Below are 26388 nucleotides of genomic sequence, written 5' to 3' on the forward strand. Positions count from 1 at the left end.
GAAATACAGCAGCCCTAGATTTTGCCTGATTTCCGTAGGATTTCCTCTCACTGAGTGCAATCTTGGTGGCCAACTTGCCCGCAGGAGCCGTGATATGCGCATTCGCATGGGGCTGTTGCAAGTGCTGGTGGTATGTGGGATCGGGGTCACGCTGGCGTGGCCTGTGATCGCGGCGACATCCGAAGACTCACCGTCGTTGGGGGCCGCAGTCTCGGTAGACGGGACGCAGTCTGCCGAGACTGCGGCGGCGCCAGCCAGCGCCCGCGATCCGCAAGATGGCGTCGAGCTGCGTTTCATGGATCGCCCGGTCGTGACGTTTCGCGGTGTGCTCGGTGGCGCCACGCCTGATGTGCGCGCCGCACGAGCCCGGTCGGTGCTCGACAGCCTGTCCGGGCGCGTCTTCGATTCGCCGGTCGACGTATTGCATGCATCGCTCGGGGGGGTCTCCGGCGTGGCGTTCCGCCTTCAGGACCGAATTCTCTTTGCGCTGACGGCCGACGACCTCGCGCCCGGCGACCCGCGCTCGCTCGACGCCGTGGCCGCCGACGTCCAGAAGAACCTTCAGGTCGCGTTCACCGCCAGACGTCAACAACTCCATTGGCCGACGATCCTGCGCGGCATCGCGCTCAGTGCGCTGGGGGCTGTCGTGCTTGTGATTCTCGTGATCACGGTCGGGCGCACCCGCGCGCGACTAGAGGCATGGTTGCAGGGGGCGTTGGAGAAGCGTGTCCTGAAGCGAACGGCGCGCACTTTCGACTGGACGGGCTCGGCCTTCCATCTGGTGCATCAGATCGTGCAGATCGGCGCTGTGTGCGTCGCACTGGCGCTCGCCTATCTCTACCTGATCTTCATGTTGATGCAGTTCCCCGCCAGTCAGCCCATGGCGGGACGCATGTCCGATTTCCTCTGGTCGCTGGTCGACAAGTTCGGGCTCGGCGTGGCGGGGGCCATCCCTGGCATTCTGACCGTCATCGTCATCTTCCTGCTCACGCGCGCGCTGCAAAGCCTCGTCAACAATATCTTCGACGCCGTACAGAACGGACGCCTCACCATCCCCGGCATGCACCCCGAGACGGCCGGCGCCACGCGGCGTGTCGTGTCGGTAGTGGTGTGGGGGCTGGCGCTGACCTTCGCCTATCCGTACATGCCAGGCGCGCAGAGCGACGTCTTCAAGGGCCTCTCGGTCTTGCTGGGCCTGATGGTCACGCTGGGGTCGAGCGGTATCGTCAATCAGTTGATGAGCGGGATGATCGTGATTTACAGCCGGTCGTTGAAGAAGGGCGATCTCGTGTCGATCGGCGACGCGACGGGCGTCGTGGTCGGGGTCGATGCCCTGTCCGTGAAGCTCGTCAACATGGCGCAGGAAGAGCTGACGATTCCCAACGCGGTCGTGGTGGCGTCGACCGTGCGCAATTTCTCGGCAAAGGGCCACGGGCGAGGTGTCGCCATCAGCACCACGCTGACGATCGGGTACGACACGCCGTGGCGTCAGGTGCACGCCATGCTGATCGAGGCGGCCCTGCAGACGCCGCAAGTTGTCGCGCAGCCTGCCCCGTACGTGCTGCAACGTGCGTTGTCCGATTTCTATGTCGAGTACGAGATTTTCGCTACCTTGCGAGATCCGTCGACCCGCTTTGCTGCGATTTCGGCGTTGCACGAAGGGATTCAGGACGTGTTCAACCGCTACGGCGTGCAGATCATGTCGCCGCATTTCGAAGAGCAACCGCATTCGCCGCTGACGATCCGGCCGGAGCATTGGTACCCGGCCCCTGCACAGGCACCGGCAGATGGGACTGTGCCATCGGCATCGGCGCAAGGATCTCCGCCATCGCCTGCATCAGGAGCCGGTCATGCCCGTTAAGTCGTTGACGAAAAAGACAAGTTCGGCAGATGTCACGATCTCCGGCGCACCCTCTGCGTCGGCGGCCGTTGCGTCACCCCCGGCGCCTGCTATCCCGCCCGTTCCGTTCGAAGCGCGCGTGGCCGCCGGCCGCCGCCTGCGGGAGAAAACGCCCCGTAGCAGCCATGCCCATCTCGGTAACATCGACCGCGACATCGTCGAACTGCTACGTACCAGTAGCGAGGACCGCGTGGCGGCGCTCGTGCCGTTGCGCTACGGGCGCATGCTGGCGTCGCCGTTCGCGTTCTATCGGGGCAGCGCCATCGTGCAGGCCCACGATCTGGCGGGCACGCCAAGCAGCGGTCTGACGATGCAGATCTGCGGGGATTGCCATCTCGCGAACTTCGGCGGCTTTGCGACGCCCGAGCGCACCCTGATTTTCGATCTCAACGATTTCGACGAAACGGCCCCGGGGCCGTGGGAGTGGGACCTCAAACGGTTGTGTGCCAGTCTGGTGCTGGCGGCGCGGCAGTTCGGCTTCGGCGACACCCTGGGGGTGGAGATGGTCCGGGCGGCCGTCGATGCTTACGCGCGACGCCTGGACGAGTACGCCCACATGCCGACGATCGAGCTGTGGCACGAGCAGATCACCTTCGAGCGCATGCTGGAGATGGCCGGTACGGACCGGGTGCGCGAAGGGGTGAAGCGGGGCATCGCCCGTGCCTCCGGCCGCACGCATGAGAATGTGCTGCCCAAATTTGCCCAGCAGGTTGGCGATCGCTGGCAGATTCGCGATACGCCGCCCACCGTCTTCCATGTCCATGGCGCGACGACCTTGTTCGGCCCGGAGGACGACTGGCTCGGTCTGGGGGACTGGCGCACGCTGTTCGCCCCCGTCTATAAGAGCTACTTCAGCTCGTTGCCGCCTGATCGTGCCCGCATGCTCGAGAGTTACACGCAACAGGATCTGGCATTCAAGGTCGTGGGTGTCGGCAGCGTCGGTACCCGCTGTCTGGTGCTGATGATGATGGATACGCACGATCAGCCGCTGTTCCTGCAATTCAAAGAAGCGTCGAAGTCGGTGGTCTCGCGTTACTTCAGGAATGTGATGCCCAGGCACGACGGACGTCGCGTGGTCGAAGGCCAGCGGCTGATGCAGGCGGCGTCCGATGCTTTCCTCGGCTGGGGCACGGGCCCGTTTGGCCGGGCGATCTACGGACGTCAACTGCGGGACATGAAGATCTCCGCGCAGTTCGAGCTGTTCCGTGCCGATGGCTTCCGCGAATACGCAAGCCTTTGCGGCTGGGTGCTGGCTCGCGCCCATGCCAAGGCGGGCGGGTGCGCTGCGGAATTGGTGGGCTATGTCGGCAAGGGCATCCGGCTTGGCGAAGCGCTGATCCATTACGCGACGGACTATGCCGACCAGGTTGAGCGCGATTACGAAGTGTTTCGCAAAGCCTGCCGCGACGGGCAACTCGAAGCGCGTACCGACGCCGATATGGCCGCCGACTTCATGGCGTGACGGTGTCACCTATGCCTGGGAGGGCGCGCAAGGATGCCGATGCATCGGTTGCAGGCACGCATTTCAGTCGCGGTGAGTACAGCGGTGCGCTGGGTGTCGCGCACGCCGACGCTGATTGTCTGGAGCGGCGTCGGGATTTCCGTGCTCCTGACGGCGGTCGCCGTGGCACTGCTTTACGAGGGACGTCTGCTGGTGCTCGCACGTGCGGCGGACAACCAGCGCAACATTGCCGAGGTGATGGAGCGCGACCTCGAACTCAACTTCCATGTCTACGAGCTTTCGCTCGACGCGGTCGTGAAGCTGCTCGCGCGGCCTGACGTCGAGGCGCTCACGCCTACGTTGCGCCGCGAACTGATCTTCGAGCGGGCCGGGGCGTCGCGTTACATCGGCTCGCTGGTGGTGCTCGATCCCGCCGGAAACATCGTCATCGACGCCGAAAGCGAATCGCCGCGCCCGTTCAACTTCTCGGATCGGGATTACTTCAAGGTGCATCGCGATAACCCTGGGGTGGGGTTGTTCGTCAGCGGCTTCCTTCAGTCGAGACTTCGTGCGAATGCGCCGACGATGGTGCTGAGTCGCCGGATCACGCGTCCGGACGGCTCGTTCGGCGGGGTGGTGTCGCTCGCGGTGGATACCGAGTACTTTCGCCATCTCTTCGACCACATCGAGGTCGGGCGGGACGGCGTGATCCTGCTATTAGGCAAGGACGGCGCGATTCTCATGCGCAAGCCGTTCGACGCCAGCGTGATCGGTCTCACGATGGCGCAGACCGGGCGTTACGAAGCACTGCCGCCCGGGCGTGATGACCACAAGATTTACCCCATCCGCTTTCTTGGTCGCGACAGCCTGATGTCACGCCGCTTTCTGAGTAATGTGCCGCTGACGCTGATCGTCGTGACGTCCAGCGACGAGACGCTCGCGCCATGGCACAAGCGCGTGATCGAATTCGGCGGACTGTTTCTGCTGCTCAACATCGGGTTCGTCATCACCTCGACGCTGCTGGCCGCCCAGCTGCGGCGGCGCTTGCGAGCCGAGCGGGAACTGAGTCTTCTGGCCCGGACCGACGGCCTGACGGGCCTCTCGAACCGTCGCTCGCTCGACAAAATTCTCGCCGGGGAGTGGCGGCGCATGCGTCGCGCGGGACATCCGATGGCGGTGGCGTTCGTCGATATCGACTGGTTCAAGCGATACAACGACACGCATGGCCACCAGGCGGGCGACGCGGCGCTCGCGGCGGTGGCCGGGGCGATTGGCGGGGCGCTGCAACGACCGTCCGACGCTGCCGGGCGCTACGGCGGCGAGGAGTTCATCGCGGTGCTCCCGGACACGGATGCGCTGGGCGCACAGCGGGTTGCGGAGGGCATTCGTCTGGCTGTCGACCGGTTGAACCTCGCGCACACTTCGAGCGACTTCGGCCATGTGACGGTGAGCGTGGGTGTCGCGAGTCGCACCCCGCAGGGCGGGGAGACGGTCGATGTCCTCGTCAAGGCGGCGGACGATGCGCTTTATCGGGCGAAGGAGACCGGGCGCAATCGCGTCATCGTGGCGTCTGATGCAGACGTGACTGCTTAGGGACGTATTTCCGAAACGACCCCGCGTCGCCGCCGTCCGGCAGGTCGGTGCGGGCTCCGATCTGTAGGAATTGTCCGATTCTCCGGCGATGGCGGACACAATCGTCGCGCGCGCGACCCTGTTTTTTCTCATCCCCTCAGTTCCCAATGAACCTCGGAAGACGACGCCAAGTCGTTGATTAGCAGGTTAATTTTCATCGTCGAACGTCATTCGCCAACGAGGCGAGGCCGCTTGCCAGCGTCCGCCTACACGTCTTTCAGATTCCGCCGATTCGCCGAATGAAACCGGTTCTCTACAATCGTTTTCAACAAGTCCGGTGCGAGTCTCAATAGCACGGATTGCAGCCAAGGAGTCTGTCATGGCGAAGCGTATCCCCCCGTCGCCAACGCTGCCCGCAACGCGCAGGGCGGCGCCCGACAAAGCGAAGTATGCGTCGGAGCATCAGCAGCACGCGTTGACGCACGAAGACGGAGACGCCGAGACGAGCGGTGTCCCAGCCTCGGCCACGCAGGCCTCGGACGACACAGGCAAGGCGCAGACGCATGAGGCCAAACAGTCGTCCGAGCGTGAAGCGCAAGCGGCTCGGGCGCACGATCAGCGTGATCCGAAATGGTTGGGTGCATCGGCACCGAAGGGGCGCGCGACAGCGGGTAGCAGGACGGATTCGACTGGAGATGCCGGCGGTCACGGGTATGCGCCCGAGATCGCGCACGGTGAAGAGAGCGGTTATGGACCTGCGGATGCCGCGCCCGGTGCGCATCCGAGGTTTGGTCGGCAAAGTGCCTACGGGCCACACGACGACTATGCAGGTACCGGACGAAATGCGTCAGATGCCGTACCGCAGCCAAAGAGTCCATCGAAGGCGCGTCGAGTCGAGTGGCCGGAAGGCACGGTCGGGGCGCAGGAGATCGAGAACGTTGATGACATAGCAGGCGAAGCCGGTCTGGCATCAGGGAGTCGGGGCCGTAGCAGTGAGGGTGGCAGTGTCGGGAGCAGGGAACGAGGACACGCGAGCGCAGGCGCAGAAGGCCAGTCGCGAGGGACGACAAAGGTTTCGGTGCAAGCCCGCTCGCGTGACTCCTCAAGATCCGACCCGGCCATTCACGACGACATCCGCAAGACGTTGTCCGCTGCCGTCGATCTCGATGTCTCTCACGTCGAGGTGACCGTCACGTCCGGTCTGGTCTTGCTCACCGGCTTCGTGCCGGAGCGTTGGATGCAGCATGTGGTGCAAACGGAGGTGTCGAAGGTCGAGGGAGTGCTCGGCGTCGATAACCGCTTGCACGAGAGACGGATAAAAGCGATGAGCCGGCCCGGCGAAAGTCAGACAGGGCACAAGATTTGATGTCGTACGCACGGAACAGGCGTAACGACGCGTTGCGAGAAAACGGTTAACGCGAATCGCAAAAGGACATCCGGCATCTCTGGTGCGACAGGCATCGACGGTGCGGGTCACAGGGCAAGACCGGGCATCTCCGGGTGAGGGGATGTATCACCTAAAACTCGGTTGTCGTATGGGCGCCGCACATCGGAATGTGCAGGAGGTGACGCCCCGAGGCAGCAATGCTGGCGATGCGACGACTCATTTCGGGAGGTCGAAAATGAAACAATCCAATCTGCTCAAGCTCGTCATGGCGGGCGCACTTGCAACGACGGGGATTGCCGCTCATGCACTCGATCAGGGCGGGATCATCAAGATTGCCGATAACGCCAGCGCCAGCAGCGTGATGAGCGATACCGGCCGCAAGATCGACGATTCGGCGCTGACGGCGAAGGTCAAGGCCGAACTGCTCGCGAAGAAGGACGTGCCGTCGACCAAGGTTCACGTCACCACCCGTCACGGTGTGGTGCATCTCACGGGTTCGGTGCCGCAGTCGGCACAGAAGACCCTCGTCGAGGATACGGTCAAGGGCGTGGAAGGTGTCGTCGACGTCAAGAACGATCTGAAGGTATCGGCCAAGTAACGGCCGGCACATGGTATGCGGTCGATCGTCGACCGAAGTCGACCGCAACGCCAAAGTTTGCAGAACGCAGCGTCATCACGCCGGTATCGACGGTGCCACCGCATCGTACCGATAGCACGTGATGGCGCGTAGAGACCGCACTCTCGCCCTGTCGGCGACGCGTCATCCGACGACATCGATGACAACGATGTCGCTGGATAGCAGGTGTCCCGACGTCATCAGCGAAGGAGGAAGGAATCATGACTATGCAATCCGGCCGGGGCCAGATGCCCCAAGCAGGTCAATCAGGTCAAACGGGCGCCCGCATTGTCGGCGCGTCACACAAGCTGCCCGATGGTCCGGGCCCGTCGGTGATGGCTGCCGATACGCTCGATGCCGAAGACGTGGTGAACACCGCAGGCGAGAGCCTCGGGAAGGTCAAGCACATCATGCTCGACGTCCAGCGCGGCACGGTGGCCTATGCCGTGTTGTCGTTCGGCGGCTTTCTCGGGATGGGTGACAAGCTGTTCGCCATTCCCTGGCATGCCTTGCAGCTCGACGTGGAGAACAAGCGCTTCATTCTCGACATCGACAAGGAAGCCCTCAAGAAGGCGCCGGGCTTCGACAAGGACCACTGGCCGAGTATGGCCGACATGCATTGGGCCGAGCAGGTGCATACGTATTACACCGTCGACCCTTATTGGCATTGAGCCAGACGAGGACTTGCTCATGCCGAGCCAGATTCGCCATGCCGAAATTCGCCGGCTGACGCAGGCCCCCCGCCTGTATGCCCACCTGCCTGAGCCCTTCGACCCGGGCAAACCGCCGGGGACACCGCCGCCGAAGTCGCCTCCCGACGAGAGCGACCCGACGCCGATGCCTCCACCCGACCGACCGCTCGATCCGCCAGTGGAAGAGCCGCCACTCCGGCCCCCTGGCAAATACGTCCGATAGGTACGTCGCGGTCGTCGGGGCATGGGGCATCGATTGGCAAGTGTCATCGAGGGCCATGCACCGTCGGCTCGGCAAGGGAGGAAAGTCATGCTTGGCACCATCTTGTTGATTGTTCTGATTTTGTTGTTGGTTGGCGCGTTACCCGCCTGGCCGCATAGCCGGGGATGGGGTTACTACCCGTCAGGGGGTATCGGGCTGATCGTGCTGATTGTGGTGTTGCTCGTGGTGATGGGGCATATCTGACCCCGCACAAGGAGAACCCGTCATGCCGTATCGACAGACACATGAATTGCCGGCCAGCGTGAAAGACCACCTGCCGGCGCACGCTCAGGAGATCTATCTCAAGGCATTCAATTCCGCCTGGGACGAATACAAGGATCCCGGAGAGCGGCGCGGTCATGAATCGCGCGAGGAGACGGCGCACAAAGTGGCATGGAGCGCCGTGAAGCAAACCTATGAAAAGGATGACAAGTCCGGTCAGTGGCATTCGAAGAAGCACCATTGACCGACGTTCCGGGGCGCACGGCCGACCACGCCGCAGCGCCCCGCAGACCCCCAATACGATTGCATTCGGTTCCCGCAACCGGAGCGCAACCGTAGCTTGCCGGCCCACCCACTGGGCCGGTTTTTTTTTGCTCGGCGCTGTCCTGAAGCGTCGCCCGTCCGGGCATTGATTGTCGCAATATTGCGGTGCGGTGAAATACTTGTCGAATCGGTGCAAATTGCGCGTAATTGTGACGATTTGGTGATGTTGCGTTGCGGTATTGCGCCTGCACGAATTGCAGGGTTGGCGTAAAATCGGCGTCTTTGGACGGACGTGCACCCCATGCCGCCGCCCGACAAACTTCGCCAGTCCCACACTGGCTGCCCTGATCGAATTCCCATGAGTGTCCCCCAAATCCTCCCCGCCGAGGCGTCCGAAGCCTTGCCGTCATCGTCCATTCCCGTGTGGTTGTCGTTCGTGGCGCTCGCCATGGGCGGTTTCGGTATCGGGACCGGCGAGTTCGTGATCATGGGCTTGTTGCCTGACGTCGCCAAAGGTCTGGACATCACCATTCCGCAGGCGGGGCACGCGATCAGCACGTATGCGCTGGGTGTCGTCATCGGTGCACCGGTGCTGGCGGTGCTTGGCGTGCGTCTGCCGCGTCGCGCTTTTCTGATTGCGTTGATGGCGATGTTTGCCGTCGGCAACTTCGCGAGCGCCATGGCGCCGGGCTACATCTCGCTCATCATTCTGCGATTCCTGAGCGGTCTGCCGCACGGCACTTACTTCGGTGTGGCGGCGCTGGTCGGGGCATCGCTCGTGCCGCCGCATCGCCGCGTTCACGCGGTTGGCCAGGTGATGCTGGGGCTGACGCTCGCGACGCTCTTCGGTGTGCCGATTGCGGCCGGTCTCGGTCAGTGGCTCGGCTGGCGCGCCGCGTTCGTCATGGTCGGCGTGATTGGTGCTTTGACGGCGTTGCTCGTCTGGCGCTGGATTCCGGACGCCCCCGCGCCACACGGCGCCAGCCCGCTACGCGAACTGGGTGCGCTGCGCAATTCGCAGGTCTGGCTCACGCTGGGCATCGGGGCGATCGGCTTCGGCGGTATGTTTGCCGTATTCAGTTACATCAAGCCGACGCTCATGCAGGTCGCGGGCGTGCCCGAAACGTGGGTGCCGTTCTATCTCGCGCTCTTCGGTGTCGGCATGGTGGGCGGCACGATCGTGGGACCGCGTCTGGTGGCCGCCGCGTCGCTCATGCGTGCCATTGGCGGCACGCTGATCTGGTCGGCACTGTTGCTGGTCGCTTTCACGTTCACGTCGGCGAACCCGTGGCTGGCTGGCGCCAACGTGCTGGCCATCGGCACGATCATCATCATCGGCCCGGCGTTGCAGATCCGCTTGATGGACGTGGCCGGCGAGGCGCAAACGCTCGCGGCGGCGCTCAACCATTCGGCGTTCAATATGGCCAATGCCGCCGGCGCGTGGCTCGGCGGCCTGGCCATCAGCGCGGGTTACGGCTGGACGTCGACCGGTTGGGTCGGTGCCTTGCTGTCTTGCGCAGGCATGGTCATGTTCTTCTGGGCGCGGCACGACGCGCGCCGGAAAGCCCGATAACACATCCCCTGCATCGCCAGCATGGCGATGAACGCGAGCGGATACGCCCACCAGATACCGGTGAGTCCGGCGATCCGCTCGAACATCCACGCGGCAGGCACTTCGATGCCCAGCAGTCCGATCATGCCAAGCAGCGTCGGCACCCACACCTTGCGGCTCGCCCGCATTGCCCCGGTCAGGATGGCCGTGGTGCCCATCACCAGCACACTCCACGCCACGATGTAGAGCAGGTGCGTGGCCAGCGTCCGCACGTCAGGATCGGTCAGGAACCCGTGCAGGATCGTGGGCGCGACCAGATAGACCAGGATGACGAGCGTGCCGGTCAGTCCGAGATTGCACAGCAGGCCGGTGCGTACGATGGCGCCGATGCGTTCGCTGCGTCCCGCGCCGATCGCGTGTGCGCAGAGGATCGATGCGGTGATGCCCAGCGTCATTACCGGAAGCTGCAACCAGCTCATCACTTGCGTGACGGCCCCATACGCCGCCGTCGCATTCGCCCCGTGGCGATTGATCATGCTGAGCAGCGCCATTTCCGCCATGGCCATCGTCAGCATCTGAATGGCGGTCGGGACACCGATGTGCAAGATGCCGCGAGCGAGCGCCGGATGCCATCGCAGGGCTTGCCAGAGCTCACGATTGGGCGCGAGCGGATGGCCTTTGCGTCGCCAGTACATCCCCATCCAGATCAGGGCAACCGTGAACGCGAGCAGCGTCGAGGCCACGGCACTTCCCACGCCGAGCGCCGGAAACGGCCCCCAGCCGAAAATGAACGCCGGTGTCAGAACCAGGGAGAGCAGCGTGGCGATGAGCAAGGCGAAGAGCGGCGAGAGGGCGTCGCCCGTGCCACGGCTCATCGATGTCGTCAGCCACAGCAGGAACACGATGGGCATGCCGATGAGCATGCCGCGTGCGTATAACGTGGCGGCTTCGAACACGGGTTCCGGGGTGCCGAACGCTTGCATGAGCGACGTGGCGAACATGCCGCCGAGCACGCTGATGACGACGCCCGCACCGAACATCATCACGAGCGCCGTGCCCGCAATGTGGCGCACGCGGGGCAGATCCTTTGCCCCCCACGCCTGACCGATCATCACCGTCGCGCCGGCCGACAAGCCGATCACGATCGAGAGAAGAAAGAAGAAGACGGGGAAGAACGCGGAGACGGCTGCGATGGCGTCGGTGCCGATCAGGTGCCCGAGGTAAATGCCGTCGACCGTGCCGGCGAGCGACTGAAGCGCGTTGGTCAGCATCATCGGCACGGCGATGAGCAACCAGGTTTTCCAGAGCGGCCTTGGCGGCTGTGGCGGTTGAGCGGGGACTGCGGTGGATGGCGTCATGATTCCTTTTCCTTGGGGAACGCGGTGAATGAAAACGACAGGCAAAGCGGGGCCCATCCGGGACGGCGGTCCGCCCGGTGAGTCGTGAAATCAAAGGGTTAGCGGGGCTGGCGCAAGATCGTCAGGGCGTGAGTGTCCGAGCGCTTCAGGGGGCCTGAAGCGCTGCGGTCGACGAAGACGTTGCGTCGTCCTCGTCCCTTATGCCTGGGTGAACTTGCGCGCTGGTCGTGCGCGCCCGGTGTGGCTTAGGGCGTCGGGTCGGTCAGATCGCCCGTGGACGTGAGACGCATAAGGTGCGAACGCACGTCTTCAGGCCATTCGGCGATGCGGGTCTCAAGCGCTCCGAAGTCGCTCGCAAAGAGGGCGCGAGACGCTTCTTCAAATTGCGGCAGATCGCCGGCGATCGTCGACATGAAGCTGTACGCGCGCTCCTGGGCGCGGCGCAGCATGTCGCGCTCGGCGTTGGCGCGGCGCGCCTCGTCGATGAGTTTGCGCAAGGCGACGGAGGCGCCGCCCCGTTGCTCGGCGAGCCAGTCCCAATGACGCGGGAGCAGGGTGACCTCGCGGGCGACGACTCCGAGCTTCGGACGGCCGCGGCCTTTGGGGGCGTCGTCGGATTCGGGCGCTGTGTCCGGGGTGACGGCCTCCGGGGCGGGATATCGCTTCCGGATGTCGGCGGCGGTACCCCGCACGTCGACGTCGCGTGTGTCGCCCGTCAGGTTGTCGAAGATGATGACGGACGCGTCAGGGTCGGCGAGCATCGCCTGCTGGAAAGCGATGGCGGCGTCGGCAAGCGAACCGGCGGCAATGCGGTGCTTGTCGCGAAAGACGGTGTAACCCAGCGAGGAATGTGTCACGGCAGACTCCGGTAACGATGGTGTAGTGTCGATACCGGCGAATAATACCCGGGTGTTATTTGAATTTCAATATTATCCGGGTATTAATTTTGATAGGTACGTCAATCAGGGCGGCGGTACCCATGGCGCATTCGGTTAGAGAGGGATCAGGCCGTCAGCGCCACACCGCCGTTCAGGCGTTCGAGCACGGTCGCGCGCACGGCATTCGGCGCATCGTCGAGCAATGCGGGCCAGTTGGCCTGCGCATCGCGCACCGTCTCGCGTGCGATGGTCATCAGTCGACCGACACGCAGCAGCCCCGCGCCCTTGAGCAGCGCTTCGAGCGCCGGCCAATCGAAGGCACGCAGCGTTTTGTCGATGGCGCGGTTCACACCGTAGTGCGATGGCGGCACGTCCTGGAAGAACGCAGCGACGCACACCGGATCGTAGACCGGTGCCAATTGCGGTGTCTGTGCATCGGGATAGATCAGCGCCCAGTTCTTGAGATGGGCGTCGGTGTTGCCGAGCAGGATGAACGCGATCAGGCGGCGCAGAAATTCGCGCACATCGCGCACCGGCTGTCCCGACAGTTGATCGAGCACACGCAGCATGGTGGTGTAGTCGATATCGAGGCCACGTCCGTATTTGCTGCGTGGCGGGTATTGCAGCACCTGCGCGAATTCTTCCATATGGACGCGTCGCCCATCCGGCAGGCGGTCAAAACGCGGCACCGCGAGAATGTGCTCGAACGGCACCTGCTCCGGCAGATCGGCATCGTGGCGAGAGATGATTTCGGCCTGCGCGCAATCGAGCCCCAACGCTCCGCACAGCCGGTAGCCCGTGAATTCGTTCTCGACGAGATCGGGGTGGCGCGTGGTCGGCAACTTGAGGATGACCGAGCCTGCCCGGCCCCGGCGCTTCACGATGTAGCGGCGCCCGTCGCGGATCGCGGAGAACTTCGTCACGACACCGGGCAGCGACGCGGCATCTTCCACCGGCGTATCGACGAAGCCCGGTTCGACCATTTCGAGGCCCAGCGCCGTATGCCAGCGGTGCACGACATCGGGCACGCCTTCGCGCGCGGGCACGGGTTCGACTTCGAGTGCGCCCATCAGGTCGTGCCCGGCGGCGGCGAGCAGTTCGAATTCGTCGTCGGGACTGCAATGACGTTCGGCCGCGAGACGTTCGCGATTGTGGCCTTCCGGCAGAAGGTTCTCGAAGTACACCGGCCAGCGGCCGTCGGTTCGAACGAGACGCACGTCCTGCGGCGACGCCAGAATTTCGCGCGTCGCCGTTTCGTTGGCGCCGCGATAGGCGAGCGAAAGCACAGGCCGCCGGGCGTCGGCGATGTAGTCCTCGTCGAACGACATCCGGAGAATGTCGCCGTACTGCGAGAGATACCCGATGGGCCGGCGTGTCCCGTCAGGCTGATGCAGATACGCGCGTAAGTATTTGATATTCATGGCGAGAGTCCCTGTCGGTCGGTGCGTTCGGTGGCGCTGCGCAAGTGGCGATGTGCCCTGGGCGCGGTGCTATCGACCGAGCGTTTCGACGATGGAAGGCGGGGCGGACACACCGCTCGGCTGCGCCAGGAACTTGCCGCCGGAGCGAAGGAAGGCTTCCACCTCCTGTTGCAGGCCGGCAGGCACGAGCATGGGTTCGAGGCCGAGGGCGCGAGCCATTTCGAGCAGTGTCGACAGACGCGGGTCGAGTGCGCCGGACTCCATTTTCTGCACGGTCATGCGAGACAGCCCGGCGCGATCAGCCAGCTCGGCCTGCGTCAGGCCGGCGTCTTTGCGTGCCGCAATCAGGGGTTCCATAAAGCTCATGATGATGCGCTTTTTGTGAGAAATGATGCTTTATATTAGCATTTTTCAGGCGCGGCATTATTGAAATGCTAATTTCAATTAGCTTTTATGGGAAAATGCCAATAAAAATAAACATTAGTCGTCGCGGCTCGCGTGGACTTTGCCGCGCGAGGCTTTGACACGTGAACGGACCTGCTTGGCGTCTTTGCGACGCACCTGACTGGCCAGCGTGGGACGCGTGGCCACGCGACGCCGCGGCGCGACGGCGGCGGCATCGACCAGCGCTTGCAGACGGGCAAGCGCGTCGGCGCGATTGAGTTCCTGCGAGCGATGCTGCTGCGCTTTGATGACGATCACGCCGTCCTGCGTGATGCGGTGATCGAGACGGGAAAGCAGACGTTTCTTGACCTCGTCGGGGAGCGACGAGCGCATCACGTCGAAGCGAAGGTGAATGGCGCTGGAGACCTTGTTGACATTCTGCCCGCCCGCGCCTTGTGCGCGCATGGCGGTCAGTTCGATCTCTTCGGGGGCAATGAGAATGCGACGGTTCATGGGCGCAAGCATAACGTTCTCGCCATGTCGTCCACAAGCATGCGGGTGTGCCGGGGGAGGGATGGCGCCGGCTTGCGTCTCCGGCGCCGTAGAAGTCAGGAGCGATGGAGGATTGAGGTTGCGTCTCAATGAGGCGCCGGCACTACGACGAAATGGACGGTGGTGCCGGAGTACACCGGCTGATACCACGTCGAGCCGCAGCGCTGATAGGCGACGTTATTGACCACGCTACCGACGCAACTGGGCGGTAGCGACGCCACGGTCGAGCCGATGATGGCGGCAGATACGCCAATCGTCACGGCTGCGGCGACCGGGTCATACCATCCTCCACCCCAGCCCCAATAAGGCGGTGGCAGTGGTGGAGGGGGCGGGGGAGGATGCGGCCCTGGCCCCGGCGGCGGTCCCGGTGGATGTGGCCCCGGTCCTGGCCCCGGTCCGGGAGGTGGTCCCGGCGGGGGATGGGGAGCCGGTCCGGGTCCCGGCCCGGGCGGTGGTACGGGTGGGTGCGGCCCGGGACCGGGATTCGGCGAAGGACTTGGTCCGGGCCCGGGGGGCGGGTGCGGACCCGGGCCGGGTTGTGGTCCCGGCCCTGGCGGCTGCCCACCGGCGTGGGATTGCCCGCCGCCATTTGGCGGGCCACCGGTATTGGCATGCGCCGGCATGCCGCCTCGTGTGGCGCCGCTCAGATTGCCCTGATGGGACGCGCCGCCCCCCTGAACGCTGCCGCCGTGGAAACCGCCGCCACCGCCGTGAAGGCTGGTGCGCGCACCGCCGCGAAAACCGAAGCCATGGCTGGCCGTCGACGTCAGCACAAGTACCGCAGCGGCGGCCAGACAGGTGGCACGTGCCACGGCAGCGGCCGCGAGCCGGCGCTGATCCACAATTCCCAATCGACATCGGGTTGCTGATACGCGTAGTGGTTGCACCATTCGCCACCGACCCGGTCAAGCCCGATAAACAGTGCCGAGCGCAATTGCGCCGCATCGTCGGGATCCATTCCCCAATAGAAAAGATCCGCGAGCGGCATGCCGTCGTGGTACTTCTCATCGATATCGCGAATCAATGCATCGATGGTCGGTGGCGCGCCAACCTGACTGTAAAAACGTTTGCCTTGCGACTGCTCGTAAAGCGTGAAGGTTTTGCCGTCGTATACGAAGCCCCTATTGCGCGCCTGCCCGCTTACCACGGCACGCACTTTAGCGGGGCGTTGAACGGAAAGCGCAGTGTGATGCAGGAAACCGATGTTTTGACCGGTGCTCAACACGGCATCCGTCACAGTATCGGCATCGACATGAAAGCGTTTGAGCGACCGCAGATAACGACTCATTTTCGTGAGCGCATCGACCGCTCCTTGCTGCATTTCCGGCATCGCCTGAGCCAGTGTCGAACTGTCTGATCCGGGCGCCTGCGCCAGCACGGGCGCGGCCCCAAGCAGAGCCCCGGTCAGCAGGGTGACCACAACGGCAAGGGGGAGGTGCGGCCGGGAAGCCCGGCGGGAGTCGGGAAAGGCACTGTGTGACCTCATTCGAATGTTGAAATTGAACGGGACGACAACGACGTGCGGGCACGACACCGGCAAAGCAATGCCTGTGCGGCATTAGATGGAGGGCATTTAATCAGAATAGTAATTCGGATTGCAAACTGTCAAGCTTCGAAAAGATCATCCAAATGGATTAGGAATTGCTTGAAACTCGTAAGTATTTTTGTAACAAGGTGTATCTGGTTTTCCGTTCGCAGTGAATCTGTAGCAGCCGGAGTTGACGGGAAGTACTGATCTACATCAAATCGCGATACTTATTTTCCTCATAAATCGGGAATATGGCGTTCATGTATGGAAAATTCCGAGTAGTTTAAATGACAAGAATAGATTGAGATATTTGGCATGCAATTCAGAACGAACTTGCAGCTTTGAATTATTTTGTTACTATCCGATGGAAACGTACGGGTTTCTACGCGGTCGGGAATTCCCGTCGTTTTAGTTCGGATAATTAACTAATTTGCGATCCCGGATATGGGAATCGCATTCTTCGATAACAAAAGGACTCACCATGAAGCTCGCGAACGCCATGATGTTGGCTGGTCTGCTGTCGTTGGGAACGGTGGTTCATGCGCAGGATACGGCACGTCCGGCGCCAATCGTTGCAGGTGGCGTTGTCGAATATCGCACGACCTTGCTCGGCGTCGACGTGAAGAATCGCAGTATCAAAGTTGCGGACGAACAGGGCAAACCGGTGACGTTTCTGGTTGGCCCGGCGGTGCAGAACTTCGAGCAACTGCGTAAGGGTGACAAGATCATCGTCGCGTACGAGCGTTCCGTCGCGATTTCCGTGGCACCGGGAGATGGCGTTCGCAGCCGTGTCGTGACCGAAGGCGCAAATCGCGCCGCACCGGGGGAGAAGCCTGCTGCCGACGCCGCACGCAATCTGAAGGTGGTGGCCACGGTGCAGCGCATCGATCGCAAGTCGAATGTCGTCACGCTGCGCGGCCCGCAGCGCACTGTCGACGTCAACGTCGAAGATCCGAAATTGCTGGAAGGCGTGAAGGTCGGCGACGCCGTCACGGTGAATTACACCGAAGCCGTTGCGATTGCCGTGACGCCCGATCCGTCGGCCAAGCGCACGTCGAAGCCGCGAGTCCCGCCGGTTCCGGCATCGGCACCGAAGCCCTGAGTATTGTCTGACGGCTGCGGCGCGCTGCCCGCAGCCGTCATGACTGCATGACTGTCGTCAACGTGATGTTGTCGGTGCGCCACCCGGCGCATCGGCGCACAACGTCCCCCCTGATACGGCAAGCACCCGGAGATCGCCATGGCACGGTCCGCCTTGAAGTTCGACGATGCAACCTATGCTGCCTTGCTTGGTGCCGCACGCGATGCGGACGCAGCACACCCTCACAACAATCCCGCCTTCCTCGATGCGTTCCTGGCGAACGCATGGAAAGCCGCGCACCGCATTTACGGCGCGCAAACCTATCTGCGTTTCATGGCGCAGTCGGGCGTGACGCGCCGTCCGAGCGCCGGTACGGTGCAAAAGGCCATCGTTCGGGCGCGCGCATTGTTCGAAACGCCCGCCATTCCCGCCTTTGGCGCAATGTCGGGGGTCGGCGGCGCGGTCTGGGCGCAGCAACTGGAGCAGAATCTGGCGCGGGCCATGACGTTGCTCGACGCCATGCCCGAGAGTCATCATGCGCTCGGTGATGGCGCCGATGTGGCGGACGCCATGCAGCGAGTCCACCAGCTCGAGCGGGAAAATCTGGAGCTACGTGCGCGTCTTGCGCAGATGACGGTGGCCGCAGCCTACGCTCGGGAAGCCTTGGGCGAGACATTGACCGGTTTCACGCCGCATGCCATGTCGCAGGCGAACAACGTCGGCCGTCACGGCGTTTGACGCGCCAGTGATGTCGGCGCCGACGATGGCGGCGCATCGGTAGCAGGCGACGGCGCAGGCGTCCCGTCGTCGTCCTTGCCGCCCGCCTTGGCGATCACGGAAAAGCCGAACGCGTTGAAGCCGTCTGCGCTGCGCGCCCACACCGTCCCGCCGTGCATTTCGGCAATCGCCTTCACGATCGCCAGCCCCAGCCCGTGATTCTCGCGACTGTTCGTGCGCGACGCCTCCGCCCGGTAGAACCGGTCGAACAGGTGCTTGAGCACGTCCGGCGGGATCGGCGCCCCCGGGTTGACGACTTCGATATGCACTTGTCGCGCGTCGTCCGGTTTCGGCGAGATACGGACGTCGATGTTGGCGCCCCGCGCGCAATGCTCCACGGCGTTCATGACCAGATTGGCCAGCGCACGGCCGAACAACGCCTTGTTGACGTGTGCGAACGCGCTGCCGTGCAGACGCGCACTGACCTGCGCCTCCTCCAGCGGAATCTCCAGAAACTCCAGCGTATGCGCCGCCTCGCTGCCAAGCGACACGGCAGTGAGGCCCGTGGCGCGTTCGCCCTGATCGGCGCGCGACAGGAACAGCATGTCGTTGATGATGGTGCGCATGCGCCCCAGTTCTTCGAGGTTCGATTGCAGCAAGACGCGCAATTCCTCGACCGGCCGGTCGCGGGTGAGCGCGACTTCCGTTTGCCCGATCAGGATGGTGACCGGCGTGCGTAGCTCGTGCGCCACGTCGGCGTTGAACGATTCAAGTCGCTCGTAAGCGCTGTCGAGCCGGGCCAGCGCACCGTTGAACGAGTGCGCCAGATCGTCGAGTTCGACAGGCAACGAGCGGGTCACGAGGCGCTGCTTCCGGTTGTCGGGCCGAATTTCGGACGCTTCGCGCGTGAGCCGCCGCAACGGAGACAGGCCGAGACGTGTGACGGAGAAGGTCAGCAGCAGCACGCCGAGTGCGCCCAGCCCCGAGAGCGCGGCAAGACTCAGGCCGAAGGCCCGCAGCGTCTGCTCGTTGGGGGCGTAGCTCGCGGCAACTTGCAGGGCGACGGCAGGACGCGTGCCGTAGGGCGGCAGAATCTCGCGGGTGGTCAGCATGTCGTCGCCGCCGTTGTCGGGGCTTAGCCGTACGTACCCGTTGGACAGTCGCTTGACGAACATGCCTCCCACGGGCGTGCCGAACGTGTATCGCGGGTCGTCGCTGGTGACCGAATAGGTCGTGGTGCCGTCGCGCGGGGTCATGTCGCTCAGTTTCTCCCGCACGATCTGCCACTTCTCGGGGGTGCCGCCGTGATAGACGATGATGTGGGCGATCTGCGCACGGTCGTCGAGCGACTCGCGCAGGTGACGCTCCAGTTGCACGCGTAACACCAGATACAGCGCCGCACCCACGAGCGCGAACACCGACAGCGCCACAACGGCGAACATGGCGGCAAGGCGGCGGGAGATCGAGTGTTTCACGGTAGCGTTCGGGCGCGGGTTCGCGTGGGCGGGCTTACAGCTTACGCCTCGCGAACCTCCAGCACATAGCCCATGCCGCGCACGGTATGCAGCAGCTTGGTGGTGAAGGGGCCGTCGAGCTTGGCGCGCAGACGCTTGATGGCGGTCTCGACGACGTTCGTGTGGCTATCGAAGTTGACGTCCCAGACCAGTTCGGTAATGGCCGTCTTCGAGAGAATATCGCCCTGACGGCGCGCCAGCACCGACAGCAACTGGAATTCCTTGGCGGTGAGGTCGAGACGGTGACCGTCGCGCGTGGCGCGGCGTCCGATGAGATCGACGAACAGGTCGCCGACCGAGATCAGTGTGGACTCCTGCACCCGCGTACGGCGGGCGAGGGCGTGCAGGCGCTCGACGAGTTCGATGAAGGAAAACGGCTTCGTCAGGTAATCGTCGGCTCCTTCGCGCAGGCCGCGCACCCGGTCGTTCACGTGATCGCGCGCCGTGAGCATGATGACCGGCGTCGCCTTGCGCTCGCGCAACGACCCCAGCACGGCGAAGCCATCGCGTTTGGGCAGCATGACGTCCAGCACGATCACGTCATAGTCGAACTCCAGCGCCAGATGCGTGCCTTCCTCGCCATCGAGCGCAACGTCGACCACCCAGCCATGCTCGGTCAGGCCGGCGCGCAGATAGTCCACTACCTTTTGTTCGTCTTCAACGATCAGTACTTTCATGTCGTCCCCTCATCTTTGCGCATTATACGAGTCAGATGGAGCGTCGGCCGACGAGGCGGAAGCGGTCTCGGACGGTTGCCATCCGCCACCCAGCGCCTTGACCAACGCGACCGACAGCACGAGTTGCTGGCCACGAATCTGTACGTCCTGACGCTCGCTCGCGAGCGCCGCCTGCTGCGCCGTAATCACGCTCAGGTAGGCCGTCAGGCCGCCGGAGTAGCGGTCGTTGGCGAGGCTGAGCAGACGTTCGGCGTCGACGACGGCCGCGCGAGATTCCCGTGCGGCGGCGTCCAGCACCGACAGGCCGGTCACGCCGTCCTGCACTTGCTGGAACGCGGAGAGCACCGTCTGGCGGTAGTTCGCCTCGACGCCGCGATAGCCGGCCCTGGCGAAGTCGACGTTGGCCTGACGCCGTCCGCCGTCGAAGATGGCCTGCGACGCGAGCGTGCCCAGCGTCCACAACAAGCTCGGTGCGGAGAGCAGATTGGCGAACTCGGTGCTTTGCCAGCCAATGCCCGGATTGAGCATCAGGCTGGGGAAGAACGCGGCCTTTGCCACGCCGATCTGCGCGTTCGCGGCGGCCATGCTGCGTTCGGCCGAGGCGACGTCGGGGCGTCGTTGCAGGATGTCGCTCGGCACGCCCAGCGGAATCGGCGGCAACGCCTTCGGCAGCGGCCCTTCGGCCACGGAGAACGCCGGGGCGGGAACGCCAACGAGGGCGGCAATCGCATGTTCGTATTGATCGCGCTGCTGGTGCAGCAAACGCGCCTGCACGCGCGTCGAATCGAGCTGGGATTGCTGCTGGAGCACGTCGAGGCCCGAGACCGCGCCCAGGTCGTGCTGAGCGCTTACGTAGTCGAGTGCCTTCTGCTGCAACAGGACCGACTGGTCGAGCACCTTGATCTCGGCATCCAGCGCACGCAGCTGAAAGTACGCGGTCGCCAGTTGCGTCGTGAGCACCAGACGCGCGTTCGCCAGATCGTCGCCCGCCTGTTCGGCAGACGCCTGCGCGCCCTCGACCTGACGCCGGATGCGCCCGAACAGATCGGTGTCGTAGCTGACGCCGAGGCCCAACTGCACGTTGTTCTGCACCGTCGACATGCTGCTCGACGAATAGCTCGTCACCGGCCGGTTCGCCGAAATGCGCTGGCGCGCCAGCCCGAAGGACGCATCGACTTCCGGCAACCGTTGCGCGGAGATGCCGGAGAGCGTCGCCTGCGCCTGATCGTAGTGCGCGACGGCAGCGGCGAGCGTCTGGTTCTGGGCGAGGGCCTGGGTTTCAAGTGCATCGAGCGCCGGTTCCTGGAACGCCTTCCACCAGTCGGGCTGCAACGCTGCGTGCGACGGTTGCGCGAGCTTCCAGAAACCGTCCGTTTTCCAGTCGGCGGGCGTCGAGACCTCCGGGCGGTGATAGTCCGGGCCGAGCGCACAGGCGCCGAGCAGTGCGCAAAGCGCGGCGGTGGATAGCCGTGTCGCGCCTCGTCGCGCGCGGCGCGTGATCGGGCGCCCCGGCGTGCGGACTTCCGGACGAATGGCCGGGCTCACGACTGGTCCCCCTGCGGTTTCGCGTTGCTGCTCTTGGGCTTGCCCCCCGAACCCCCTTTTACGGCGAGTGCCTTGGCCTGCACATGATCGCCGTCGTCGATGGAGTCGCTCGGGTTGACGATGACGTGGTCGGTCGGCGACACGCCGTCGGCCAGTTCCAGCGATTGCCCGAGATCCTTGGCGATCACGATTTTTTGCAGATGTACCACGCCCTGATCGTCGACGATCGCCACGCGGGGGCCTTCGGCACGGAACAGCAGGGCGTTGGCCGGTACACTCAGGTGCGCCTGCACGGCGCTCGGCAAGGCCAGTTGCACGTAGGCGCCGGGGCGCAGTTTGCCGTCGGGATTGGGCAGGGCGGCTTCGATTTGCAGTGAGCGCGTCGTCACGTCGATCGCGCCCGACACATGGGTGATCTTGCCCTGGAAGTGCTGGCCCGGCATTTCGGCCTGCGTGACGATGACCGGCTGGCCGACGGCCACGCCTTGCGCATACGCCTGCGGCACCTGCACGTAGACGCGCAGCGGATCGGTCTGCGCCAGCGAGAACAGCGCCTGACTGCTGCCGCTGCCTGCGGCGATCAGGTCGCCGATGTCGACATTGCGCTGTGTGATCACACCGTCGAACGGGGCGACGATTCGCTTGAACGACTCCAGTTGCTGAAGCCGCTTGACGTTGGCGTCGGCGGCGGCAAGGTTCGCTACGCCCTGCGTGTACGTGCTCTGACGCTCGTCGAGTTCCTGTTGCGAGACGGCGTCGCGCTGACGCAGTTGCTGCCAGCGATCGAGCGACGACTTGGCGAGGCCGAGGCTGGCGCTGATCTGATTGCGCTGTGCGATGGCCTGCGCGAGTTCCTGATCGATTTCCGGCGTATCGAGGTCGGCGAGCAACTGGCCCTGCTTCACCCGCGCGCCAATGTCGACGTAACGGTGCAGCAGATAGCCCGTCGCCCGGGCGTAGATCGGCGACTCGACGGCGCCGCGCAGCGTGGCGGGCAGCAGCGTTTCGCTGGCTTCGGTGGCCTGCGGCGTGACCACGCTCACGTACTGCTTTGCGTTTTGTGCGGTCACATCAGCGACATCGCGGCGTTGCAGCGCGTTGGAGATGGTGGTGCGCGCCGCGCCGACGACCAGCAGCAGGGCGACGATGATCAGCGCGATCTTGGCGCGCCGGAATTCGCCGTGACGCGGGGGCAACTGCCGGCCGTCGGCAGGATCGTGCTCGGGAATGGCCAGTTCGGCGTGATGTTTCTCGGTCATGTCGTTCAACCCGTCAAATCTTGATATCTGGTAGGTGAGGCGATGGTTTTTGCGCCTCGGGCACTTGGGGCCGCGCTATCTCGTTCGATGCACTCGCTGCACGCGATACGATGGGCGCGGCCAGCGCGGTCGTTAGTGTCCTGTGGTGTCATGGCTCTCGCCTTGCGCCGGTGCCGGGGTGCCGCCCGCTCGTCGCGCCTTGCGGCGCGCCAGTCGCGTATGAACGCCCGCGAAGACCAGCGGCACGAAGAAGAGCGTCGAGACCGTGGCGAACATCAGCCCGCCGATCACGGCACGCCCCAGCGGCGCGTTCTGTTCGGCGCCTTCGCCGAGGCCCAGCGCCATCGGCACCATCCCGATAATCATGGCCAGCGCGGTCATCAGCACCGGACGAATCCGGCTGGCGCCCGCTTCCAGAGCGGCCTTGAGCGGCGCCATGCCGGCCTCCATGCGCTGCCGTGCGAAGGCCACCACGAGAATACTGTTGGCGGTGGCGACCCCCATGGTCATGATGGCGCCGGTCAGCGCCGGTACCGAGAGTCGCGTGCCGGACAGGAACAGCATCCAGACGATGCCGGCGAGGGCGGCGGGCAGGGCGCTCACGATGATGAGCGGATCGACCCACGACTGGAAATTCACCACGATCAGCAGGTAGACCAGCACAATGGCCATCGCCACGCCGATGCCCAGCCCCAGATACGAGCTTTGCATCGTGCTGACCTGACCGCGCACGACGATCTGGCTGCCGCGCGGCAGATCCTTGCGCGCCTGCGTCACGAGCTTGTCGATGTCGCTCGCCACGCTGCCCAGATCCCGGCCTTCCACGCTCACGAAGATGTCGATGACCGGGCGGATGTTGTAGTGACTCACCACGGCAAAGCGCTGCGTCGGCTCGACCTTCACGAAGTTGGCGAGCAACTGGGGCTGGCCGTTATTGGCCGTGCCTGCGACCGGCAGACGCAGCAGATCGTCCATCGAGCTGATGCGGTACTGCGGCGACTGCACCGACAGGCTGTACTCCACGCCGTTCTGTTCGTTGAACCAGAAGCCCGGCGACGTCTGCGAGCTGCCCGAGAGCGAGATCAGGACGTTCTGCGCGACGGCGTTGGCGTTCAGGTTCAACTGCTGCAAACGCGTGCGATCCATGTCGAGGTGAATCGTCGGCGAGTTGACCCGTTGCTGGATGTGCGTGTCGACCGTGCCCGGCACCTGACGCACCTGCTTGAGCAGCTTGGTCGCCACATCGAAGTTCGCCAGTTGCTGGTTGCCGCTGATCTGAATGTCGATGGCGGCGGGCAGGCCGAAGTTGAGAATCTGCGTGACGATGTCCGCCGGCTGGAAGAAGAACTCCACGCCCGGGAAACGTTGCGGCAGCACGGCGCGCAGCTTGTCGATGTAACTGGCGCTCGGATGATGGTCCGGCGTCAGTGCAATCTGGATTTCACCGTCGAGCGTGCCGATCGTCCCGGAGTTGCTATAGGAGAGGTTGATACCACTGTAGGGCAGGCCGAGGTTGTCCAGGATGGTTTCGAGTTCGTTCGCCGGAACCACTTCGCGCACGACTTTCTCGACCTCGTCGGCCAGACGCGCCGTTTCTTCGATACGCGTGCCGGTCGGCGCCCGCATGTGCATGCGGATGTTGCCCGCATCGACCGACGGGAAGAAGTCGGCGCCCAGCGCGAACACCAGCCCCATCGAGAGTACGCAGAACGCCAGGAAGCCCGTGGCGAAGATCCGGCGGCGGACGAGCAACGTGGACAGCACCACGATGTACGCCCCGCGCATGCGCTCGAAGCCGGCATCGAAGCGCAGATAGATGCGACGGAACATGCCCGGTCTGGCGTTCGGATCGCTCGGGTGGGCGTGGCCCATGAGCAGCATGGCTAGCGTGGGCACCAGCGTACGCGAGAGCACATACGACGCCAGCATGGCGAACACCACGGCCTCGGCCAGCGGCACGAACAGGTAGCGCGCCACGCCGGTCAGGAAGAACATCGGCACGAACACGATACAGATACACAGCGTCGAGACGAGCGCGGGGACGGCGATTTCCCCTGCCCCGTCGAGAATCGCCTGATGCAGCGGTGTGCCCATGTGTAAATGCCGCTCGATGTTCTCGATGGTGACCGTCGCATCGTCGACCAGAATCCCCACCGCGAGCGCCAGGCCGCCCAGCGTCATGATATTGATCGTCTGGCCGAGCGCATGCAGCGCGAGCAGCGAGGAGAGGATCGAGAGCGGAATCGAGATGGCGATAATGCAGGTGCTGCGCCAGTTGCCGAGAAACAGCAGGATCATGGCGGCCGTGAGCGCGGCGGCGATCAGCGCTTCGTGAATCACGCCCTGCACGGCGGCCTTCACGAACACCGACTGGTCGAACAGCGCCGAGATATGCAGGTCGGCAGGCAAGGCCGCCCGGGCTTCGGGCAACAGCGCCTTGAGTGAATCGACGACGGACAGCGTAGAGGCATCGCCGGTCTTCATGATCGACATGAGCACGCCGCGCTGACCGTTTTGCCGCACGATGTTCGTCTGCGGCGAGAAGCCCGTGCGCACGTGCGCCACTTCACGAAGATAGGTCGTGGCGCCGGCCACGGTGCGCACCGGAATGTTGTTCAGCCCTTCGACCGTCGGCGGGGAACCGTTCATGTCGACGGTGTACTCGCGCGGCCCGATCTTGGCGGTACCCGTGGGCAGGATCAGGTTCTGGGCGTTGACGGCGGCGACCACGTCCTGCGCCGTGAGGCCCTTGGCGAGCAGGGCGCGCGTGTCGATGTCGACCGAGATCAGACGTGTCTTGCCGCCATACGGGTACGGCACGGCCGCCCCCGGAATCGTGACAAGCTGGGGACGCAGGAAGTTGAGCGCGGTGTCGTTGAGTGCCGGCTCCGACAGGCTCGGGCTCGACAGACCCAGTTGCATGACCGGGATCGACGAGGCCGAATAGCTGATGACCAGTGGCGGCGTGGCCCCCGGCGGCATCTGCTTGACCTGCGCCTGTTCGACGGCGACGACCTGCGCGATGGCCGTCTGAATGTTGGCCGTCGGTTGCAGGAAGATCTTGATGATGCCGATGCCGGGTAACGATTGCGACTCGATGTGCTCGATGTTGTTGACGGTGGTCGTCAACCCGCGTTCGTTGCCGGAGATCATCCGGTCGGCAATGTCCTGCGCGGACAGCCCGTTATACGTCCAGATGATGCTGATGACAGGGATGTTGATTTCCGGCAGCACGTCCACGGGCGTGCGCAGGAGCGCGAGCGGCGTGGCGAGCAGAATCAGAATGGCCATCACGATGAACGTGTAGGGCCGTTTGAGCGCAACGTTGACAATCCACATGATTCAGACGCGCTCGGGCGCAGTCGCAGGCGTACGGAACAAGGGCCGTCCGGTGAATGCGCACGCGGGCGCACCACCGGTACCGGAAGGAACGCCGCCATGTTATGGGCGCGCCACCAACGCCAAAATGGCGCGAATATGGCGAAATTGACAGAATTGATGCGACCGCCCGCAAACCCGCGTCGCACAAGGGCCCGGTAGCGGAGATGTCGATGGGAGTGGCATAT

General features: G+C 64.1%; 23 protein-coding genes. 11 read left to right on the plus strand and 12 right to left on the minus strand.

The genetic code is table 11. The features are described from left to right. The first annotated feature begins 94 nt into the window (after positions 1–94). From PCA20602_RS04025 to PCA20602_RS04065, 9 genes are all read left to right on the plus strand, one after another. Positions 95–1861: a mechanosensitive ion channel family protein gene (locus PCA20602_RS04025; protein ID WP_150720094.1), complete on the plus strand. Its 1767-nt coding sequence runs from the start codon at positions 95–97 to the stop codon at positions 1859–1861. Beyond that, on the plus strand, positions 1851–3362 hold the full coding sequence (locus PCA20602_RS04030; protein ID WP_150720095.1) for a DUF2252 domain-containing protein: 1512 nt from the start codon (positions 1851–1853) through the stop codon (positions 3360–3362). Before PCA20602_RS04025 ends, PCA20602_RS04030 begins: the two co-directional genes overlap by 11 nt. A gap of 39 nt (positions 3363–3401) precedes the next feature. After that, positions 3402–4934 carry a GGDEF domain-containing protein gene (locus PCA20602_RS04035; RefSeq protein WP_174980790.1) on the plus strand — a complete coding sequence of 511 codons (1533 nt, stop codon included), beginning with the start codon at positions 3402–3404 and terminating at the stop codon, positions 4932–4934. 358 nt (positions 4935–5292) lie between these two features. Further along, positions 5293–6279: a BON domain-containing protein gene (locus PCA20602_RS04040; RefSeq protein ID WP_150720097.1), complete on the plus strand. Its 987-nt coding sequence runs from the start codon at positions 5293–5295 to the stop codon at positions 6277–6279. 256 nt (positions 6280–6535) lie between these two features. Next, positions 6536–6898, plus strand: coding sequence for a BON domain-containing protein (locus PCA20602_RS04045; protein ID WP_150720098.1), 363 nt, complete (start codon positions 6536–6538; stop codon positions 6896–6898). 239 nt (positions 6899–7137) lie between these two features. After that, positions 7138–7587: a PRC-barrel domain-containing protein gene (locus PCA20602_RS04050; protein WP_069343400.1), complete on the plus strand. Its 450-nt coding sequence runs from the start codon at positions 7138–7140 to the stop codon at positions 7585–7587. Between the two features lie 331 nt (positions 7588–7918). Next, a complete protein-coding gene (locus tag PCA20602_RS04055) occupies positions 7919–8074 on the plus strand; it encodes a DUF3309 family protein (RefSeq protein WP_083254058.1) in 156 nt (51 codons plus the stop codon). A 22-nt stretch (positions 8075–8096) separates the two neighbouring features. Continuing rightward, positions 8097–8336 (plus strand): ChaB family protein, encoded by a 240-nt coding sequence (locus PCA20602_RS04060; RefSeq protein ID WP_150720099.1) that lies wholly within the window; start codon positions 8097–8099, stop codon positions 8334–8336. A gap of 378 nt (positions 8337–8714) precedes the next feature. Further along, complete coding sequence (locus PCA20602_RS04065; protein ID WP_150720100.1) at positions 8715–9929, plus strand: MFS transporter; 1215 nt, start codon at positions 8715–8717, stop codon at positions 9927–9929. Here the strand turns inward: PCA20602_RS04065 and PCA20602_RS04070 are convergent. The 7 genes from PCA20602_RS04070 to PCA20602_RS04100 form a co-directional block, all read right to left on the minus strand. Beyond that, positions 9827–11266 (minus strand): MATE family efflux transporter, encoded by a 1440-nt coding sequence (locus tag PCA20602_RS04070; protein WP_150720101.1) that lies wholly within the window; start codon positions 11264–11266, stop codon positions 9827–9829. The genes PCA20602_RS04065 and PCA20602_RS04070 overlap by 103 nt on opposite strands. A gap of 245 nt (positions 11267–11511) precedes the next feature. Further along, positions 11512–12123 carry a DUF2239 family protein gene (locus PCA20602_RS04075; protein WP_150720102.1) on the minus strand — a complete coding sequence of 204 codons (612 nt, stop codon included), beginning with the start codon at positions 12121–12123 and terminating at the stop codon, positions 11512–11514. Between the two features lie 146 nt (positions 12124–12269). Next, positions 12270–13565: a type II toxin-antitoxin system HipA family toxin gene (locus PCA20602_RS04080; RefSeq protein WP_150720103.1), complete on the minus strand. Its 1296-nt coding sequence runs from the start codon at positions 13563–13565 to the stop codon at positions 12270–12272. Between the two features lie 69 nt (positions 13566–13634). Continuing rightward, positions 13635–13922 (minus strand): helix-turn-helix transcriptional regulator, encoded by a 288-nt coding sequence (locus PCA20602_RS04085; protein ID WP_240493616.1) that lies wholly within the window; start codon positions 13920–13922, stop codon positions 13635–13637. 123 nt (positions 13923–14045) lie between these two features. Next, on the minus strand, positions 14046–14462 hold the full coding sequence (arfB, locus tag PCA20602_RS04090; RefSeq protein WP_150720541.1) for an alternative ribosome rescue aminoacyl-tRNA hydrolase ArfB: 417 nt from the start codon (positions 14460–14462) through the stop codon (positions 14046–14048). A 125-nt stretch (positions 14463–14587) separates the two neighbouring features. Further along, complete coding sequence (locus PCA20602_RS25525; protein ID WP_174980792.1) at positions 14588–14761, minus strand: hypothetical protein; 174 nt, start codon at positions 14759–14761, stop codon at positions 14588–14590. Between the two features lie 506 nt (positions 14762–15267). Beyond that, positions 15268–15921 (minus strand): DUF2092 domain-containing protein, encoded by a 654-nt coding sequence (locus PCA20602_RS04100; RefSeq protein WP_174980794.1) that lies wholly within the window; start codon positions 15919–15921, stop codon positions 15268–15270. A 589-nt stretch (positions 15922–16510) separates the two neighbouring features. On the opposite strand from PCA20602_RS04100, the gene PCA20602_RS04105 reads away from it, so the two are divergent. Continuing rightward, a complete protein-coding gene (locus PCA20602_RS04105; RefSeq protein ID WP_150720105.1) occupies positions 16511–17131 on the plus strand; it encodes a hypothetical protein in 621 nt (206 codons plus the stop codon). A 138-nt stretch (positions 17132–17269) separates the two neighbouring features. Further along, entirely contained in the window at positions 17270–17848 is a 579-nt protein-coding gene (locus PCA20602_RS04110; RefSeq protein ID WP_150720106.1) for a hypothetical protein, read from the plus strand. On the opposite strand, the gene PCA20602_RS04115 is transcribed toward PCA20602_RS04110, so the two are convergent. The 5 genes from PCA20602_RS04115 to PCA20602_RS04135 form a co-directional block, all read right to left on the minus strand. Continuing rightward, positions 17836–19302, minus strand: a complete 1467-nt coding sequence (locus PCA20602_RS04115) for a heavy metal sensor histidine kinase (protein ID WP_150720107.1) — start codon at positions 19300–19302, stop codon at positions 17836–17838. The two genes, PCA20602_RS04110 and PCA20602_RS04115, sit on opposite strands and share 13 nt — an antisense overlap. Positions 19303–19343: 41 nt before the next feature. Next, entirely contained in the window at positions 19344–20018 is a 675-nt protein-coding gene (locus PCA20602_RS04120) for a heavy metal response regulator transcription factor (protein WP_150720108.1), read from the minus strand. A gap of 9 nt (positions 20019–20027) precedes the next feature. Beyond that, a complete protein-coding gene (locus PCA20602_RS04125; RefSeq protein WP_150720542.1) occupies positions 20028–21518 on the minus strand; it encodes an efflux transporter outer membrane subunit in 1491 nt (496 codons plus the stop codon). 41 nt (positions 21519–21559) lie between these two features. Next, on the minus strand, positions 21560–22822 hold the full coding sequence (locus PCA20602_RS04130; RefSeq protein ID WP_150720109.1) for an efflux RND transporter periplasmic adaptor subunit: 1263 nt from the start codon (positions 22820–22822) through the stop codon (positions 21560–21562). Positions 22823–22954: 132 nt separating this feature from the next. Continuing rightward, positions 22955–26161 carry an efflux RND transporter permease subunit gene (locus PCA20602_RS04135; protein ID WP_150720110.1) on the minus strand — a complete coding sequence of 1069 codons (3207 nt, stop codon included), beginning with the start codon at positions 26159–26161 and terminating at the stop codon, positions 22955–22957. Positions 26162–26388: the final 227 nt, after the last annotated feature.

Source organism: Pandoraea capi (assembly GCF_902459735.1).
Taxonomy (GTDB): Bacteria; Pseudomonadota; Gammaproteobacteria; order Burkholderiales; family Burkholderiaceae; genus Pandoraea; species Pandoraea capi.